General features: G+C 57.6%; 11 protein-coding genes, 1 tRNA gene and 2 rRNA genes. 3 read left to right on the forward strand and 11 right to left on the reverse strand.

What is annotated here, in order from left to right:
* Positions 1 to 68 precede the first annotated feature (68 nt).
* From AC6I79_RS18880 to pepQ, 7 genes are all read right to left on the reverse strand, one after another.
* A 23S ribosomal RNA gene (locus AC6I79_RS18880) occupies positions 69 to 2,973 on the reverse strand.
* Between the two features lie 215 nt (positions 2,974 to 3,188).
* Positions 3,189 to 3,263: transfer RNA gene (locus AC6I79_RS18885), tRNA-Glu, on the reverse strand.
* A gap of 88 nt (positions 3,264 to 3,351) precedes the next feature.
* A 16S ribosomal RNA gene (locus AC6I79_RS18890) occupies positions 3,352 to 4,893 on the reverse strand.
* Together the 16S and 23S rRNA genes with 1 tRNA gene alongside form the textbook arrangement of a ribosomal RNA operon.
* Positions 4,894 to 5,289: 396 nt before the next feature.
* Positions 5,290 to 5,838, reverse strand: coding sequence for a menaquinone-dependent protoporphyrinogen IX dehydrogenase (gene hemG, locus AC6I79_RS18895; RefSeq protein WP_215800465.1), 549 nt, complete (start codon positions 5,836 to 5,838; stop codon positions 5,290 to 5,292).
* Between the two features lie 17 nt (positions 5,839 to 5,855).
* Positions 5,856 to 7,307, reverse strand: coding sequence for a Trk system potassium transporter TrkH (gene trkH / locus AC6I79_RS18900; RefSeq protein WP_021506935.1), 1,452 nt, complete (start codon positions 7,305 to 7,307; stop codon positions 5,856 to 5,858).
* Positions 7,308 to 7,334: 27 nt separating this feature from the next.
* A complete protein-coding gene (locus tag AC6I79_RS18905; RefSeq protein WP_058758129.1) occupies positions 7,335 to 7,952 on the reverse strand; it encodes an IMPACT family protein in 618 nt (205 codons plus the stop codon).
* Positions 7,952 to 9,283 (reverse strand): Xaa-Pro dipeptidase, encoded by a 1,332-nt coding sequence (gene pepQ, locus AC6I79_RS18910; RefSeq protein ID WP_498027476.1) that lies wholly within the window; start codon positions 9,281 to 9,283, stop codon positions 7,952 to 7,954. Before pepQ ends, AC6I79_RS18905 begins: the two co-directional genes overlap by 1 nt.
* Before the next feature lie 185 nt (positions 9,284 to 9,468).
* On the opposite strand from pepQ, the gene fadB reads away from it, so the two are divergent.
* Both fadB and fadA read left to right on the forward strand, forming a co-directional pair.
* Positions 9,469 to 11,652, forward strand: a complete 2,184-nt coding sequence (gene fadB / locus AC6I79_RS18915) for a fatty acid oxidation complex subunit alpha FadB (protein WP_127833540.1) — start codon at positions 9,469 to 9,471, stop codon at positions 11,650 to 11,652.
* 10 nt (positions 11,653 to 11,662) lie between these two features.
* Entirely contained in the window at positions 11,663 to 12,826 is a 1,164-nt protein-coding gene (gene fadA / locus AC6I79_RS18920; protein ID WP_031279606.1) for an acetyl-CoA C-acyltransferase FadA, read from the forward strand.
* An 88-nt stretch (positions 12,827 to 12,914) separates the two neighbouring features.
* On the opposite strand, the gene fre is transcribed toward fadA, so the two are convergent.
* The 3 genes from fre to pepE form a co-directional block, all read right to left on the reverse strand.
* A complete protein-coding gene (gene fre, locus AC6I79_RS18925; protein ID WP_021506940.1) occupies positions 12,915 to 13,616 on the reverse strand; it encodes an NAD(P)H-flavin reductase in 702 nt (233 codons plus the stop codon).
* 31 nt (positions 13,617 to 13,647) lie between these two features.
* A complete protein-coding gene (gene ubiD, locus AC6I79_RS18930) occupies positions 13,648 to 15,132 on the reverse strand; it encodes a 4-hydroxy-3-polyprenylbenzoate decarboxylase (RefSeq protein WP_159378071.1) in 1,485 nt (494 codons plus the stop codon).
* A 73-nt stretch (positions 15,133 to 15,205) separates the two neighbouring features.
* Positions 15,206 to 15,937: a dipeptidase PepE gene (gene pepE / locus AC6I79_RS18935; protein ID WP_275026857.1), complete on the reverse strand. Its 732-nt coding sequence runs from the start codon at positions 15,935 to 15,937 to the stop codon at positions 15,206 to 15,208.
* Positions 15,938 to 16,146: 209 nt separating this feature from the next.
* Between pepE and rfaH the strand changes: the two genes are divergently transcribed.
* Entirely contained in the window at positions 16,147 to 16,635 is a 489-nt protein-coding gene (rfaH, locus tag AC6I79_RS18940; protein ID WP_031279607.1) for a transcription/translation regulatory transformer protein RfaH, read from the forward strand.
* Here the strand turns inward: rfaH and tatD are convergent.
* Positions 16,632 to 17,414, reverse strand: a complete 783-nt coding sequence (tatD, locus tag AC6I79_RS18945; protein ID WP_058758125.1) for a 3'-5' ssDNA/RNA exonuclease TatD — start codon at positions 17,412 to 17,414, stop codon at positions 16,632 to 16,634. The two genes, rfaH and tatD, sit on opposite strands and share 4 nt — an antisense overlap.
* Between the last annotated feature and the right edge of the window lie 80 nt (positions 17,415 to 17,494).

The raw sequence follows: 17,494 nt of genomic DNA on the forward strand, positions 1-17,494 counted from the left end.
GGACGTAATCCGGTGAACAAAGCTGAAAATTCTTTCGGTCTCTCAGACCAAAACGCCTCTGGCGTTGTAAGGTTAAGCCTCACGGGTCATTAGTACCGGTTAGCTCAACGCATCGCTGCGCTTACACACCCGGCCTATCAACGTCGTCGTCTTCAACGTCCCTTCAGGACCCTTAAAGGGTCAGGGAGAACTCATCTCGGGGCAAGTTTCGTGCTTAGATGCTTTCAGCACTTATCTCTTCCGCACTTAGCTACCGGGCAGTGCCATTGGCATGACAACCCGAACACCAGCGGTGCGTTCACTCCGGTCCTCTCGTACTAGGAGCAACCCCCCTCAATTCTCCAGCGCCCACGGCAGATAGGGACCGAACTGTCTCACGACGTTCTAAACCCAGCTCGCGTACCACTTTAAACGGCGAACAGCCGTACCCTTGGGACCTACTTCAGCCCCAGGATGTGATGAGCCGACATCGAGGTGCCAAACACCGCCGTCGATATGAACTCTTGGGCGGTATCAGCCTGTTATCCCCGGAGTACCTTTTATCCGTTGAGCGATGGCCCTTCCATTCAGAACCACCGGATCACTATGACCTGCTTTCGCACCTGCTCGAGCCGTCACTCTCGCAGTCAAGCTGGCTTATGCCATTGCACTAACCTCCTGATGTCCGACCAGGATTAGCCAACCTTCGTGCTCCTCCGTTACGCTTTGGGAGGAGACCGCCCCAGTCAAACTACCCACCAGACACTGTCCGCAGCCCGGATTACGGGCCTACGTTAGAACATCAAACATTAAAGGGTGGTATTTCAAGGTTGGCTCCACGCAGACTGGCGTCCACGCTTCAAAGCCTCCCACCTATCCTACACATCAAGGCTCAATGTTCAGTGTCAAGCTATAGTAAAGGTTCACGGGGTCTTTCCGTCTTGCCGCGGGTACACTGCATCTTCACAGCGATTTCAATTTCACTGAGTCTCGGGTGGAGACAGCCTGGCCATCATTACGCCATTCGTGCAGGTCGGAACTTACCCGACAAGGAATTTCGCTACCTTAGGACCGTTATAGTTACGGCCGCCGTTTACCGGGGCTTCGATCAAGAGCTTCTCCTTGCGGATAACCCCATCAATTAACCTTCCGGCACCGGGCAGGCGTCACACCGTATACGTCCACTTTCGTGTTTGCACAGTGCTGTGTTTTTAATAAACAGTTGCAGCCAGCTGGTATCTTCGACTGGCCTCGGCTCCGGGAGCAAGTCCCTTCACCTACGCGCCAGCGTGCCTTCTCCCGAAGTTACGGCACCATTTTGCCTAGTTCCTTCACCCGAGTTCTCTCAAGCGCCTTGGTATTCTCTACCTGACCACCTGTGTCGGTTTGGGGTACGATTTCGTGTTACCTGGAGCTTAGAGGCTTTTCCTGGAAGCAGGGCATCAGTTACTTCACCGCCGTAGCGGCTCGTCATCACGCCTCAGTGTTAAAGAAGACCGGATTTGCCTGGTCTTCACACCTGCACGCTTAAACCGGGACAACCGTCGCCCGGATAACCTAGCCTTCTCCGTCCCCCCTTCGCAGTAACACCAAGTACAGGAATATTAACCTGTTTCCCATCGACTACGCTTTTCAGCCTCGCCTTAGGGGTCGACTCACCCTGCCCCGATTAACGTTGGACAGGAACCCTTGGTCTTCCGGCGAGCGGGCTTTTCACCCGCTTTATCGTTACTTATGTCAGCATTCGCACTTCTGATACCTCCAGCATGCCTCACAGCACACCTTCAGCGGCTTACAGAACGCTCCCCTACCCAACAACACATAGTGTCGCTGCCGCAGCTTCGGTGCATGGTTTAGCCCCGTTACATCTTCCGCGCAGGCCGACTCGACCAGTGAGCTATTACGCTTTCTTTAAATGATGGCTGCTTCTAAGCCAACATCCTGGCTGTCTGTGCCTTCCCACATCGTTTCCCACTTAACCATGACTTTGGGACCTTAGCTGGCGGTCTGGGTTGTTTCCCTCTTCACGACGGACGTTAGCACCCGCCGTGTGTCTCCCGTGATAACATTCTCCGGTATTCGCAGTTTGCATCGGGTTGGTAAGCCGGGATGGCCCCCTAGCCGAAACAGTGCTCTACCCCCGGAGATGAGTTCACGAGGCGCTACCTAAATAGCTTTCGGGGAGAACCAGCTATCTCCCGGTTTGATTGGCCTTTCACCCCCAGCCACAAGTCATCCGCTAATTTTTCAACATTAGTCGGTTCGGTCCTCCAGTTAGTGTTACCCAACCTTCAACCTGCCCATGGCTAGATCACCGGGTTTCGGGTCTATACCCTGCAACTTAACGCCCAATTAAGACTCGGTTTCCCTTCGGCTCCCCTATGCGGTTAACCTTGCTACAGAATATAAGTCGCTGACCCATTATACAAAAGGTACGCAGTCACACCCGAAGGTGCTCCCACTGCTTGTACGTACACGGTTTCAGGTTCTGTTTCACTCCCCTCGCCGGGGTTCTTTTCGCCTTTCCCTCACGGTACTGGTTCACTATCGGTCAGTCAGGAGTATTTAGCCTTGGAGGATGGTCCCCCCATGTTCAGACAGGATACCACGTGTCCCGCCCTACTCGTCGGACTCACAACTCATGCATCTTCGTGTACGGGGCTGTCACCCGGTATCGCGCGACTTTCCAGACGCTTCCACTGATGCACAAGCTGATTCAGGTCCTGGGCTGCTCCCCGTTCGCTCGCCGCTACTGGGGGAATCTCGGTTGATTTCTTTTCCTCGGGGTACTTAGATGTTTCAGTTCCCCCGGTTCGCCTCGTTAACCTATGTATTCAGTTAACGATAGTGTGTCGAAACACACTGGGTTTCCCCATTCGGACATCGACGGCTGTAGCGGTTCATATCACCTTACCGTCGCTTTTCGCAGATTAGCACGTCCTTCATCGCCTCTGACTGCCAGGGCATCCACCGTGTACGCTTAGTCGCTTAACCTCACAACCCACAGGCGTTTTGCAACGCTGCGGACTGCAAGCATTTGAGAGACCCGAACGCATCGTGATTCATTTCTTATTACGGAGAAATGAACGCGACGCGTCGTTTCAAATTTTCAGCTTGTTCCGGATTGTTAAAGAGCAATATCTCAAACACGACGTTACCGTCAGTTTTGAGATATTCTGTGGAGACACCTTTCACCTGTCACCAAGCAGTGGCGTCCCCTAGGGGATTCGAACCCCTGTTGCCGCCGTGAAAGGGCGGAGTCCTAACCGCTAGACGAAGGGGACACAAAGTGTCACGACTTCGCAGCCGTCCTGCTCGTTACTTTTCTATCAGACAATCTGTGTGAGCACTTCGCGGGAAGGTATCTTCAGGTAAGGAGGTGATCCAACCGCAGGTTCCCCTACGGTTACCTTGTTACGACTTCACCCCAGTCATGAATCACAAAGTGGTAAGCGCCCTCCCGAAGGTTAAGCTACCTACTTCTTTTGCAACCCACTCCCATGGTGTGACGGGCGGTGTGTACAAGGCCCGGGAACGTATTCACCGTAGCATTCTGATCTACGATTACTAGCGATTCCGACTTCATGGAGTCGAGTTGCAGACTCCAATCCGGACTACGACGCACTTTATGAGGTCCGCTTGCTCTCGCGAGGTCGCTTCTCTTTGTATGCGCCATTGTAGCACGTGTGTAGCCCTGGCCGTAAGGGCCATGATGACTTGACGTCATCCCCACCTTCCTCCGGTTTATCACCGGCAGTCTCCTTTGAGTTCCCGGCCGAACCGCTGGCAACAAAGGATAAGGGTTGCGCTCGTTGCGGGACTTAACCCAACATTTCACAACACGAGCTGACGACAGCCATGCAGCACCTGTCTCAGAGTTCCCGAAGGCACCAAAGCATCTCTGCTAAGTTCTCTGGATGTCAAGGCCAGGTAAGGTTCTTCGCGTTGCATCGAATTAAACCACATGCTCCACCGCTTGTGCGGGCCCCCGTCAATTCATTTGAGTTTTAACCTTGCGGCCGTACTCCCCAGGCGGTCGACTTAACGCGTTAGCTCCGGAAGCCACGCCTCAAGGGCACAACCTCCAAGTCGACATCGTTTACGGCGTGGACTACCAGGGTATCTAATCCTGTTTGCTCCCCACGCTTTCGCACCTGAGCGTCAGTCTTCGTCCAGGGGGCCGCCTTCGCCACCGGTATTCCTCCAGATCTCTACGCATTTCACCGCTACACCTGGAATTCTACCCCCCTCTACGAGACTCAAGCCTGCCAGTTTCAAATGCAGTTCCCAGGTTAAGCCCGGGGATTTCACATCTGACTTAACAGACCGCCTGCGTGCGCTTTACGCCCAGTAATTCCGATTAACGCTTGCACCCTCCGTATTACCGCGGCTGCTGGCACGGAGTTAGCCGGTGCTTCTTCTGCGGGTAACGTCAATCGGCGAGGTTATTAACCTCACCGCCTTCCTCCCCGCTGAAAGTACTTTACAACCCGAAGGCCTTCTTCATACACGCGGCATGGCTGCATCAGGCTTGCGCCCATTGTGCAATATTCCCCACTGCTGCCTCCCGTAGGAGTCTGGACCGTGTCTCAGTTCCAGTGTGGCTGGTCATCCTCTCAGACCAGCTAGGGATCGTCGCCTAGGTGAGCCATTACCCCACCTACTAGCTAATCCCATCTGGGCACATCCGATGGTGTGAGGCCCGAAGGTCCCCCACTTTGGTCTTGCGACGTTATGCGGTATTAGCTACCGTTTCCAGTAGTTATCCCCCTCCATCGGGCAGTTTCCCAGACATTACTCACCCGTCCGCCACTCGCCACCCAAAGAGCAAGCTCTTCTGTGCTGCCGTTCGACTTGCATGTGTTAGGCCTGCCGCCAGCGTTCAATCTGAGCCATGATCAAACTCTTCAATTTAAAGTTTGATTTGCTGCAACGAGTGCAGCGATGCTCTGTGAATTAAACTTCGTAATGAATTACGTGTTCACTCAGCAAAGACTTGATATTTTTTAAAGCCCGTAGGCTTGTGATATCAATCCTGCGAGTGCCCACACAGATTGTCTGATAAATTGTTAAAGAGCGGTGCGACGCGGCGTTCGGCCTGCTGTCGCGAGGTGGCGTATATTACGCTTTCCTCCTTCAGAGTCAAACACTTTTTTCAGCGTTTTTCTCCGGCGGGGTGAATCACTTCACGCCCTGCTGAGCCGCCTGCGTTGCCGCTTTGCCGTCTCAGTGGTGGCGCATTATAGGGCGTTAATTCTGGCTGACAAGGGTTTATTGCAAAAAAATGATCGTTCGGCCTAAATTTCACCACTACGCGTTATTTTGCGGCAATTTGCCTGGTAACTGTGCGAAATCCTGGGCAAAACGCGTGACTTTCTCCCAGTCGGTGTATTCAACTTCCTTCGATGTATCCGTTTCGCCGCCAGTCATACGCATAATGAACTGAATCATGATGCGATCGAACCAGCGATAGCGTGGATAGCGCAGCGCACCGGCAAACACCGCACAGCGATCCGGTTGCCACGGTGACTGCGCCAGGAACTTACGCGTATAGGCATTGGTTTCCGGCGTGCACTTATCGGCTTTGCGCGCAGTAAGATTGACGCTGAAAAAGCCGCTGACGCGCTGCTGCAGTTCCGCCTTATGTTGCGTGACGAATTTCATCAGCTCGGGCTGGAAATGACCATAGCGGATCGAGGCACCAATCAGCACGCGATCATACTGTGCCCACTCCACCTGCGGTGCCTGCGCCAGATCCAGCACATCACATAGCTGCTGCGGTGTCAGCGTGCGGGCAATACGCGCCGCGATTTCACGGGTTTGCCCGTCGCGGCTGGAATAAAGAATTAACGCTTTCATCACTCATTCCTGTTTTATTATTCGCGCCAGAAGGTGGGCGTGAACAGCACCAGCAGCGTGAACACTTCAAGGCGTCCAAACAGCATGGTGGAGATTAAAATCCACTTGGCGACATCATTCATCGACGTGAAGTTATCTGCCACCACACCCAGCCCCGGGCCAAGGTTATTCAGCGTCGCCGCCACCGCGGCGAAGGCCGAGAAGTCATCCACACCGGTGGCGATAATCGCCAGCATGCTGACCAGAAACACCAGCGCGTAAGCCGAGAAAAAGCCCCACACCGCTTCGAGAATACGTTCCGGCAGTGCACGGTTCCCCAGTTTAATGGTATAGACCGCATTGGGATGCACCAGGCGTTTCAGTTCGCGCGACCCTTGCTTGCACAGCAGCAGAATGCGAATCACCTTCAGGCCACCGCCGGTCGAACCCGCCATACCGCCGATAAAGGCTGAACACAGCAGCAGCACCGGCAGGAACAGCGGCCAGCGCGCAATACTGTCGGTGGTAAAGCCCGCCGTCGTCGCCATCGATACCACCTGGAAAAATGCCTGATTGAGGGTTTGCCAGCCGCTGGAATAGACATTGTGGAACCACAGCACCAGGGTACAAATCAGTACCAGCGTCAGCTGCACGCCAATGAACATGCGGAATTCCGGATCGCGCCAGTAGACTTTCAGGTTTCGCCCGCTGAGCAACGAGAAGTGCAGGCCGTAGTTACAGCCGGAGATCAGCAGGAAAATCGCCACGATGGTATTAATGGTCGGGCTATTGAAGTAGCCGATGCTGGCATCATGGGTAGAAAAACCGCCGATGGCGATGGTCGAGAAGCTGTGGCCGATAGCATCAAACATCGGCATGCCCGCCAGCCACAGCGCCAGCGCACAGGCCACCGTTAGCAGCACATAAATCAGCCACAGGGTTTTCGCCGTTTCGGCAATGCGCGGGCGCATTTTGTTATCTTTCAGCGGTCCCGGCATCTCGGCGCGGTAGAGCTGCATGCCGCCGACGCCGAGAATCGGCAGAATGGCCACCGCCAGCACGATGATCCCCATGCCGCCAAGCCACTGCAGCATCTGGCGATAGAACAGAATGGCTTTGGGCAGCGAGTCGAGCCCTACTAACGTAGTGGCACCGGTGGTGGTTAAGCCAGAGAACGATTCGAAGAAGGCGTCGGTCACCGACAGGTGTGGCTGCTCGGCGAAGATAAACGGCATTGCCCCCACGCTGCCCAGCACGGTCCAGAACAGCACTACAATCAGAAAGCCTTCACGCGGTTTCAGCTCACTCTTTTGTTTGCGGTTGGGCCACCACAGCAGCGAACCGATGACGATCGCCATCATAAACGTCTGACTGAACGCGCGCCCGGCACCGTCGCGATAAATCAGGGCCACTAAGCCAGGCAGGATCATGGTTACCGAGAACAGAATCACCAGCAGGCCCACGATGCGGGTAATGGCGCGAAAATGCATTCAGCCGTTTCCTTTAAACAGATGCGGTTAGTTGTCCAGCGGGATCAGCGCCAAAGCGCCCCGGCTGTAATCAGAAAGGTTTTGCCTGAAGCCATCAATCTGCGGATGGGGCAACGCCAGACGTAGCGTAATGCGATCCTGATAATGGCTCTGTTCAATGCTGCCGTCAAAACGCTGCAGCAGGCGCTCTATATCGCTCAGTTGCGCATAGTCACACTGCAGGGTGAAACATTGCATCGGCACTTTACGCTGGCGCGCCAGCAGCTTCAGCCCCTGCTGCACGCCGCCACCGTAGGCTTTCACCAGCCCGCCGGTGCCCAGCATGATACCGCCATAATAGCGCACCACCACGGCGGTGATCTCGCCCACGCCGCTGCCCATCAGCTGCGCCAGCATCGGCTTACCGGCCGTGCCGGAGGGTTCGCCATCGTCAGAAAACCCCAGCTGTTGTGAATCATCGGGCGCGCCCGCCACCCAGGCCCAGCAGTGATGCCGCGCGGTCGGGTGTTCGTGCTTTACCTGCTGCACAAAGGCGCGCGCAGCGGCCACCCCATCGGTATGCGCCAGCAGGGTAATAAAGCGGCTCTTTTTGATGGTCTCCTCGCTGAGACTGACGGCCTCAGCGGGAATGTCGTAAGCGTCCATCAGGCCAGATGCAAGTCACGCGTCATGTTTTCGATGCGGCTGGCGTGAATCACCACATTATCCTCGATACGAATGCCCCCGTACGGCTTCAGGGCATCAATCGCCTGCCAGTCAAAGTGCTGACTGAACTTACCGCTGCGCAGCGGCGCCAGCAGTGAATCGATAATATAGAAGCCCGGTTCAATGGTCAGCACCATGCCCGGCTGCAGCACCCGCGTACAGCGCAGATAAGGATACTGCGATGGCGCCGCCAGATGCGTGCCGCTGTCGTCCTGCATAAACCCGGCAACGTCGTGCACCTGCAGGCCCAGCGGATGGCCGAGACCGTGCGGCATAAACGGCCCGGTGAGGTTTTCCGCCACCAGCGTCTCTTCGCTCAGCCCCTGCACCAGTTCAAACTTCAGCAGCATACGCGCGATACGCTGATGCATTTGCAGATGGTAATCGGTATAGCGCACGCCGGCTTTCAGCGTGGCGATCAGCGCCAGCTCTTCTTTATTCATCGCGGCAACCATTTCCGCATAGCGCGTTTTGCTCTGCGCCGCATAGCTGCGCGTCAGGTCTGCCGCATAGCCAAGATACTCTGCGCCGGCATCAATCAGGAAGCTGTGACGTTTCGCCGGCGGCTGATGGTCAAGCCGGGTGTAGTGCAACACCGCAGCATGTTCATTCAGCGCGATGATATTGCCATACGGTACATCAATGTCACGGTGGCCGGTGGCGGTCAGATAGGCAAGATTGATATCAAACTCGCTCATGCCGGAGAAGAACGCCTCTTTCGCTGCGCGATGGCCTGCCACCGCCAGCTTCTGCGCTTCGCGCATACAGGCCAGCTCGTAATCGGTTTTGATGCTGCGATGATAATGCAGAAAGTCGATGACGCCCTGAGGATTGATCCCCTCGCTGCGGATGCCCAGCTGGGTGGCGCGAGACGGTACCGGCCCGATATAGGCCACCTTGTCGCGCTGTGCCGGCAACAGCTGAGCGATATCGTCAGCGTTTTTCAGGCCGATGACCTCAACATCCTGGGTCCAGAAGCTGTCCGGCAGTGGCTCGACGTTGTGCCAGTAATCGACCGGCGAGTAGAACCACAGTTTGGGTTTATTCACGCCATCGATCCACAGCCAGCAGTTGGGCACCTGCGTCACTGGCACCCAGGCTTTAAACTGGGGATTCACCTTAAACGGATAGTCATGATCGTCAAGAAATACGGTCAGCAACTCGCCTGAATGAATCAGCATGGCGTCCAGCTTAAAGCGCGCCAGCACCTGTTGCGCACGCTGCTGCAGCGTTGAGATATGCGCGTGATACAGGGTTTTCAGTGAATCCATGGACTTGTCTCCGATGTCGCGAAAGTGGCGGCAGTGTAGCACAGCCGCGCGGGGGATGCCGTGCTGCGCGCGCTGTGATCGCCGTATCAAATAAGCAAACTCTCGTTTGCAAAAAATTAACATGACACCCACACTCCTGATCATCTGGTATGACCAGATCACCTTTCGCGTTTCAGGAGACGGACATGCTCTACCAAGGCGATACCCTTTCAGTGCACTGGCTTGACGATGGCATCGCCGAGCTGGTTTTTGATGCGCCCGGTTCGGTGAACAAACTTGATACCAAAACCGTCGCCGCCTTAGGCGAGGCGCTGAGCGTACTGGAGCAGCAAAGCACGCTGCGCGGCCTGCTGCTCTCTTCCGCCAAACCGGCGTTTATTGTCGGGGCGGATATCACAGAATTCCTGTCGCTGTTTGATGCGCCCGCTGAGCAGCTCAGCCAGTGGCTGACATTCGCCAACAGCATCTTTAATCGTCTGGAAGATTTGCCGGTGCCAACCATCGCCGCCATTGACGGCTACGCGCTGGGCGGGGGCTGCGAGTGTGTGCTGGCGACCGACTTCCGCGTGGCCACGCCCACCGCGCGCATTGGCCTGCCGGAAACCAAACTCGGCATTATGCCGGGCTTCGGCGGCAGCGTGCGTCTGCCGCGCCTGCTCGGTGCCGACAGCGCGCTGGAGATCATCGCCGCCGGTAAAGATATTGATGGCCCGGGCGCGCTGAAGCTCGGTCTGGTGGATGCGGTGGTCAGCAGCGAGAAGCTGCGCAGCGCGGCGCTGACCATGCTACAGGATGCCATAGCCCAGGGCAGCTGGCAGGCGCGTCGTGCGCCGAAGCTGGCACCGCTTAAGCTCAGTCCGATTGAAGCCGCGATGAGTTTTACCCTCGCCAAAAGCATGGTGCAGCAAACCGCCGGCAAACACTATCCGGCGCCGATCGCCGCGGTGCGAACCATCGAAGCGGCAGCGGGCTTAGGTCGTGATGATGCGCTGAAGCTGGAAACCGCTGCTTTTGTGCCGCTGGCGCAGAGCGATGTGGCACGCGCGCTGGTCGGCATCTTCCTCAATGACCAGTACGTAAAAGGCCTGGCGAAGAAACACAGCAGCGCGGCCGGCACGCCAGAGCAGGCGGCGGTACTGGGCGCAGGCATCATGGGCGGCGGGATCGCCTGGCAGTCGGCCTGGAAAGGCGTGCCGGTGAAGATGAAAGATATTAATCCGCAGGCGCTGACGCTGGGCATGAATGAAGCCAGCAAGCTGCTTAATAAGCAGCTGGAGCGCGGCAAAATCGACGGTACCAGGCTGGCGAGCGTGCTGGCGAGCATTCAGCCGACGCTGGATTACAGCGGCTTTGATCGCGCCGATGTGGTGGTCGAAGCGGTGGTCGAGAACCCGCAAATCAAAGCCAAAGTGCTGGCTGAAACCGAGCAGCAGCTGCGGGATGATGCCGTGCTGGCCTCGAATACCTCCACCATTCCAATCAGCCAGCTGGCGCAGGCGCTGCAGCGTCCGCAAAATTTCTGCGGCATGCACTTCTTCAATCCGGTGCCGCGTATGCCGCTGGTCGAAGTGATTCGCGGTGCGCAAACTTCTGAAGCCACCATCAGCAAAGTGGTGGCGTGGGCCAGCAAGATGGGCAAAACGCCGATTGTGGTGAATGACTGTCCCGGCTTCTTTGTGAACCGCGTGCTGTTCCCCTACTTTGCCGCCTTCAGCCTGCTACTGCGCGACGGCGCGGACTTCCGCCAGATCGATAAAGTGATGGAGAAGCAATTTGGCTGGCCGATGGGGCCGGCGTGGCTGCTGGACGTAGTGGGCATTGATACCGCGCATCATGCACAACAGGTGATGGCCCGGGGCTTCCCGTCGCGGATGCAGAAAGATTACCGCGATGCCATTGATGTGCTGTTTGAAGCCAAACGCTACGGCCAGAAAAATGGCCAGGGCTTTTACCGCTGGGAGCAGGATAAAAAAGGCAAAGCGCAGAAGCGCGCCGATGCAGATGTCGATGCGCTGCTGGAGCCGGTATGTGAACCGAAGCGGGTATTCAGCGATGAAGAGATCGCCAACCGCATGATGCTGCCGATGCTCAACGAAGTGGTGCGCTGCCTCGAAGAAAACATCATCGCTTCCCCCGCCGAGGCGGATATGGCGCTGGTGTATGGCTTAGGCTTCCCGCCGTTCCGCGGTGGCGCGTTCCGCTATATGGACACGCTGGGCATCAGCAATGTCGTCGATCAGGCTAAACGCTACCTCGCGCTCGGCCCGCTGTACGCGCTGCCTGAGCTGCTGGTTCAGAAAGCCCACCAGCATCAGAGCTGGTATCCCGTCGCCCAACCGATTGACGCAGCGGCGCTGCAAACTGCCTGAGGTAATGAACATGGAAAACGTAGTGATTGTTGATGCCGTGCGCACGCCGATGGGCCGTTCCAAAGGCGGCGCCTTTCGCCAGGTGCGCGCCGAGGATCTCTCCGCCCATCTGATGCGCGAACTCCTCAGCCGCAATCCGGCCGTCGATGCCGCCGCGCTGGATGACATTATCTGGGGCTGCGTGCAGCAGACGCTGGAACAGGGCTTTAATATCGCCCGCAACGCCGCGCTGCTGGCGGAGATCCCGCATCGCGTGCCGGCCAGCACCGTCAATCGCCTGTGCGGCTCGTCCATGCAGGCGCTGCACGATGCGGCGCGCGCGATTATGGTCGGCGATGCCCACAGCTGTCTGATTGGCGGCGTGGAACATATGGGCCACGTACCGATGAACCACGGCGTGGATTTTCATCCCGGCCTGGGGCGCACCGTGGCGAAAGCGGCGGGCATGATGGGGCTGACCGCCGAGATGCTGGCGCGCATGCACCACATCAGCCGTGAACAGCAGGATGCCTTCGCGCTGCGTTCACACCAGCGCGCTGCGGCCGCCACTCAGCGCGGTGATTTCAAACGCGAAATCGTGCCGACCTACGGCCACGATGCCGATGGCGTGCTGAAACGCTATGACAGCGACGAAGTGATTCGCGAGGACACCAGCCTTGAAGGCTTAGCCGCGCTGCGTCCGGCGTTCGATCCGGTCAACGGCACGGTCACCGCCGGCAGTTCCTCGGCGCTGTCCGACGGCGCGGCCGCCATGCTGATCATGAGCGAAAGCCGGGCGCGCGAACTGGGACTGTCGCCGCGCGCACGCATCCGCAGCATGGCGGTGGTTGGCTGCGATCCGTCGATCATGGGTTACGGTCCGGTACCGGCCAGTAAGCTGGCGCTGAAGCGCGCCGGGCTGAGCGTGCAGGATATCGATCTGTTCGAACTCAATGAAGCCTTCGCCGCGCAGACGCTGCCGTGCCTGAAAGATTTAGGGCTGCTGGAGCAGCTGGATGAGAAAGTGAACCTTAACGGCGGCGCAATCGCACTCGGGCATCCGCTGGGTTGTTCCGGCGCTCGTATCAGCACCACGTTGCTGAATCTGATGGAGCGTCGCGATGCACAGTTTGGTCTGGCAACCATGTGCATTGGCTTAGGCCAGGGCATCGCGACGGTATTCGAACGGGTTTAATACGTTGACCACTACACTTGCACGTGTTCCCGCCCAACCGGGCGGGCTTTTTTTTGCAGCGGCACGTGCATGCGCACCGTGTCACGCATCAGATAAAGGCAAACGCATCGCCATACATCTGTGCTTCTAACGCACCACGTTCGGCACAGAAGCGCTCGCGGGCAATTTTTGCCATCTCAAACCGGCCAGCAATATAGATATCGTGTCCGCTCAGGCTGGCATAATCCTGCATCACCGCGGTCAGCACCGTGCCGCTGCGCCCCTGCCAGTCCTCCGCCGGCTGCTCCACCACCGGAATCACTTTCAGGTTCGGATGCTTCACCGCCAGCGCATTGAGTTCATCCAGATCGTACAGATGTCTCAGCTCGCGGCCGCCCCAGTAGATAGCGATATCGCGATCCGGCTGCTGCGCCAGCGCGGTCAGCAAAATCGAACGCGCATAGGAGAAGCCGGTGCCGCCGGCAATCAGCACAATCGGCCGCGCGCTGTCTTCACGCAGCCAGGCGTCGCCGTGCGGCATATCCACGGTGATCTGCCGATCATTTTTGATGCGATCCATCACCGCCATGGCGTACAGGTTCAGCTCTGAGGCACCAATGTGCAGCTCAATGATGTCCTTTTCCATTGGCGTCGATGCCAGCGAAAACGGGCGCTTGTCGCGCTCATCCATCACCACCATCAGATACTGGCCGGCGCGGAAGCTAAAATCCGCCGCCGGAATTAACCGCACGCGGTAAACCGTGTCCGTAATTGCTTCAACCGAAGTCACTTTGCAGCTTAACGTCGTCATAGGTGCCCTTTTTTATGGTTCTCAGCCGCCATCAGCGCTGCGGCGGCTCGGCAAAGATCGCTAACTCATCCCAGATTGCATCAATACGCGCCGTAACCGCAGGATCTTTCACAATCGGCGTCCCCCATTCACGCTGGGTTTCACCCGGCCACTTGTTGGTGGCATCCAGTCCCATCTTCGAGCCAAGTCCGGAAACCGGCGAAGCGAAGTCGAGATAGTCAATTGGCGTGTTTTCTACCAGTACCGTATCACGCGCCGGATCCATCCGCGTGGTGATGGCCCAAATCACGTCGTTCCAGTCACGCGCGTTGACGTCATCGTCACACACAATCACAAACTTGGTGTACATAAACTGGCGCAGGAACGACCACACGCCGAACATCACACGCTTGGCGTGACCGGCATACTGTTTTTTAATCGTCACTACCGCGAGGCGATAAGAGCAGCCTTCCGGCGGCAGATAGAAATCCACAATCTCCGGGAACTGTTTGATCAGAATCGGCACCAGCACTTCGTTCAGCGCTACGCCCAGTACCGCGGGCTCATCCGGCGGACGGCCGGTGTAGGTGGAGTGATAAATCGGGTTGCGCCGCTGGGTCACGTGCGTCACGGTAAACACCGGGAAGCTGTCTACTTCATTGTAGTAGCCGGTGTGATCGCCATACGGCCCTTCCGGCGCCATGTCGCCCGGTTCGATGTAGCCTTCCAGCACGATTTCGGCGCTGGCCGGCACTTCCAGATCGTTCGAGACGCACTTCACCACCTCGGTTTTGTTGCCGCGCAGCAGACCGGCAAACGCATATTCCGATAGCGTATCCGGCACCGGCGTCACCGCGCCAAGAATGGTGGCCGGATCGGCGCCCAGCGCTACCGCCACCGGGAAGCGTTCACCGGGATGCGCTTTGCACCACTCCTGGAAATCCAGCGCGCCACCGCGATGCGACAGCCAGCGCATGATCACACGATTTTTACCGATCACCTGCTGACGATAAATGCCGAGGTTCTGCCGCTCTTTATGCGGTCCGCGCGAAACGGTCAATCCCCAGGTGATCAGCGGTGCCGCATCGCCCGGCCAGCACTTCATGACCGGGATGCGCGCCAGGTCGACCTCGTCACCACTGAAAATCTCTTCCTGACACGGCGCATTACGCAGCCGTTTGGTCGGCATGTTCAGCACCTGTTTGAACTGCGGCATCTTATCGAACAGATCGCGGAAGCCCTTCGGCGGCTCCGGCTCTTTCAGAAACGCCAGCAGCTTACCCACCTCGCGCAGCGCGCTGACCTCTTCCTGGCCCATGCCCATTGCTACGCGCTTCGGCGTGCCAAACAGGTTGCACAGCACCGGCATGCTGTAGCCCTTCGGTTTTTCGAACAGCAGCGCCGGGCCACCGGCCCGCAGCGTGCGGTCGGCGATTTCGGTCATCTCGAGGACAGGATCGATCTCCTGAGTGATGCGCTTTAACTCGCCGCGCTGTTCCAGCAGCGCGAGAAAGTCTCGTAAATCCTGATATTTCATGCGGCGTTAGTCTTCCGGCCAGAGTGAAGCGTCATTATAAGTTTGTTCACGCCAGCGTGTTTGAGTTTCTGCGTCAGGCGGGCTGACAGGAAAAGGGTACCAGCGACTGCAGGGCCAGCACATCGTGATAAGCGGCAATCGCTTCACCGTGACGGAACACTTTGAAATCTTCACCGCGCGCGCTGTAGTAGCGCAGACGGTTCTCACTGACGTGCAGGAAGCTGGCTTCCCGCAGCGCAATCACCGACTCCTGCGGATTCACCGCGCAGAATTCGGCCAGACGCTCATCACGGGTTTCGCCCATATGGCCGCTGACGTGCGCATCAAGATAGTGAGGATTGATTTGCACCGGGAACAGCCCCAGCGCAGGCAGCACCACGCTGCTGCGTACCGGCATATCATTGGTGGTGCGAATCGACGGTGTCGCCACGTTGCAGCCCGCGCTCCAGCCAACGTAAGGGACGTCGCGCTCGCGCACTGCGCGCTGAATCGCCACGATCAGCCCCTGCTCGTGCAGCATCTGGTTCAGCAGCCAGGTATTGCCGCCGCTCACCAGAATCAGCTCCGCCTGCTCAATGGCCGCAACCGGTGTCTCGAACTCGTGTAACGTGCGCACCGGAATGCCCAGTGACTGAGACAACGCCTGCGCACGCTGGGCGTGATCGTCACGAATAATGGCGTAGGGCACCAGCACCGCCGAGGTGATGCCGCGCTGGGCAATCATCGCGTGCAGCTGCGGATGCGCATAGCTCAGCAGCGGCGCATCGTCGGCCACTTTGCCATTGCTCAGTAAAAACAGTTCCATCAGCCCGTCCTTTTTCTTCGTCTAATGGGTTGGCAGTCTGATACAGATGATCGCCAGACGTCAATTTTCTTGCTGAAAAGCGTTAGTTCGCCGCACCAATCGGAAAATTCGTAGAGATTTTTCTTGTGTGACCGGGTTTCCGGCCGCCGATGCGCTATAACTCTGACAACAGGTTTGTTATTCTTAGCGTCCATTATTTGGGAGCAGTTATGGAATCCTGGTACTTACTCTATTGCAAACGTGGTCAGCTGTTGCGCGCGAAGGAGCATCTTGAGCGGCAGGAGGTGAATTGCCTCAGCCCGATGATCGCTCTGGAGAAGATTGTGCGCGGCAAACGCACCACCGTGAGTGAGCCGCTGTTTCCCAACTATCTGTTTATCGAATTCGATCCGGAAGCGATTCACACCACCACCATCAGCAGCACGCGCGGCGTCAGCCACTTTGTGCGCTTTGGTGCCATGCCCGCGACGGTGCCGTATGAAGTGATCGAAGCGCTGCAAACCGATGCGCCGCAGATCCTGCTGGATCCGGAAACGCCGCAGGTCGGTGATGAAGTGCTGATCACCGACGGCACCTTTGAAGGGCTGCGCGCTATCTTTGCCGAGCCCGATGGTGAAACCCGCTCAATCCTGCTGCTTAACCTGCTGAATAAACAGGTGATGCGCAGCGTGGACAACAAGCAGTTCCGTAAGGTTTAAGCCAGCCTGAATAGCTGACGCGCGTTGTGGTCGACGCGTGCCGCCAGTGCGTCTGGCTGTTCACCACGCCAGTGCGCCACCTGCTGAACGATATGCGGCAGAAAGCAGGGTTCGTTACGGCGCGAGGTCGGACGCGGACGCATATCGCGCGGCAGCAGATAGGGCGCGTCCGTCTCCAGCAGCAGACGATCTGCCGGAATCAGCGGCAGCATGTCACGCAGCGCCATTCCGCGCCGTTCATCGCACACCCAGCCGGTAATGCCCACCGATAAACCCAGCGCCAGGCAGGCTTCCAGCTCGTCACGCGTGCCGGTAAAACAGTGCACCACCGCGCCCACCAGTTTCGGCAGCCACGGCTGCAGCACCGCCAGAAAACGTTCGTGCGCCTCACGACAGTGTAAAAACACCGGCAGCTGCAGTTCTGCCGCCAGCTGGAGCTGCGCATCAAACGCGTACTCCTGCTGCTCGTGCGCGGAAAGATTACGGTTGAAGTCGAGTCCGCATTCACCAATCGCCACCACCTGCTCGCTGTCAGCCAGGCGGCGCAGCGTACTGGCGGTTTCCGCCGACCACTCGCTGGCATGATGCGGGTGCACGCCGGCGGTCGACCAGCAGTAGCCCGCGTGCCGGGTCGCCAGCTGACGCGCCTGCTGGCTCTCCAGGGCATTGGTGCCGGTGATTAACAGGCCGGTGACGCCTGCTTCGCGCGCGCGTTTTACCACCTGATCGCGATCTTTTGCGAATTGCGTGCTGGTCAGGTTTACACCGATATCAAACATGTTTGCTCCCCATTCCGTCTTAAAGCGACGGATAGAAAAACCGCCCGGCAGGCGGGCGGTTAAGATTCATCATCACCCCA

Source organism: gamma proteobacterium symbiont of Scutellera amethystina (assembly GCF_059730845.1).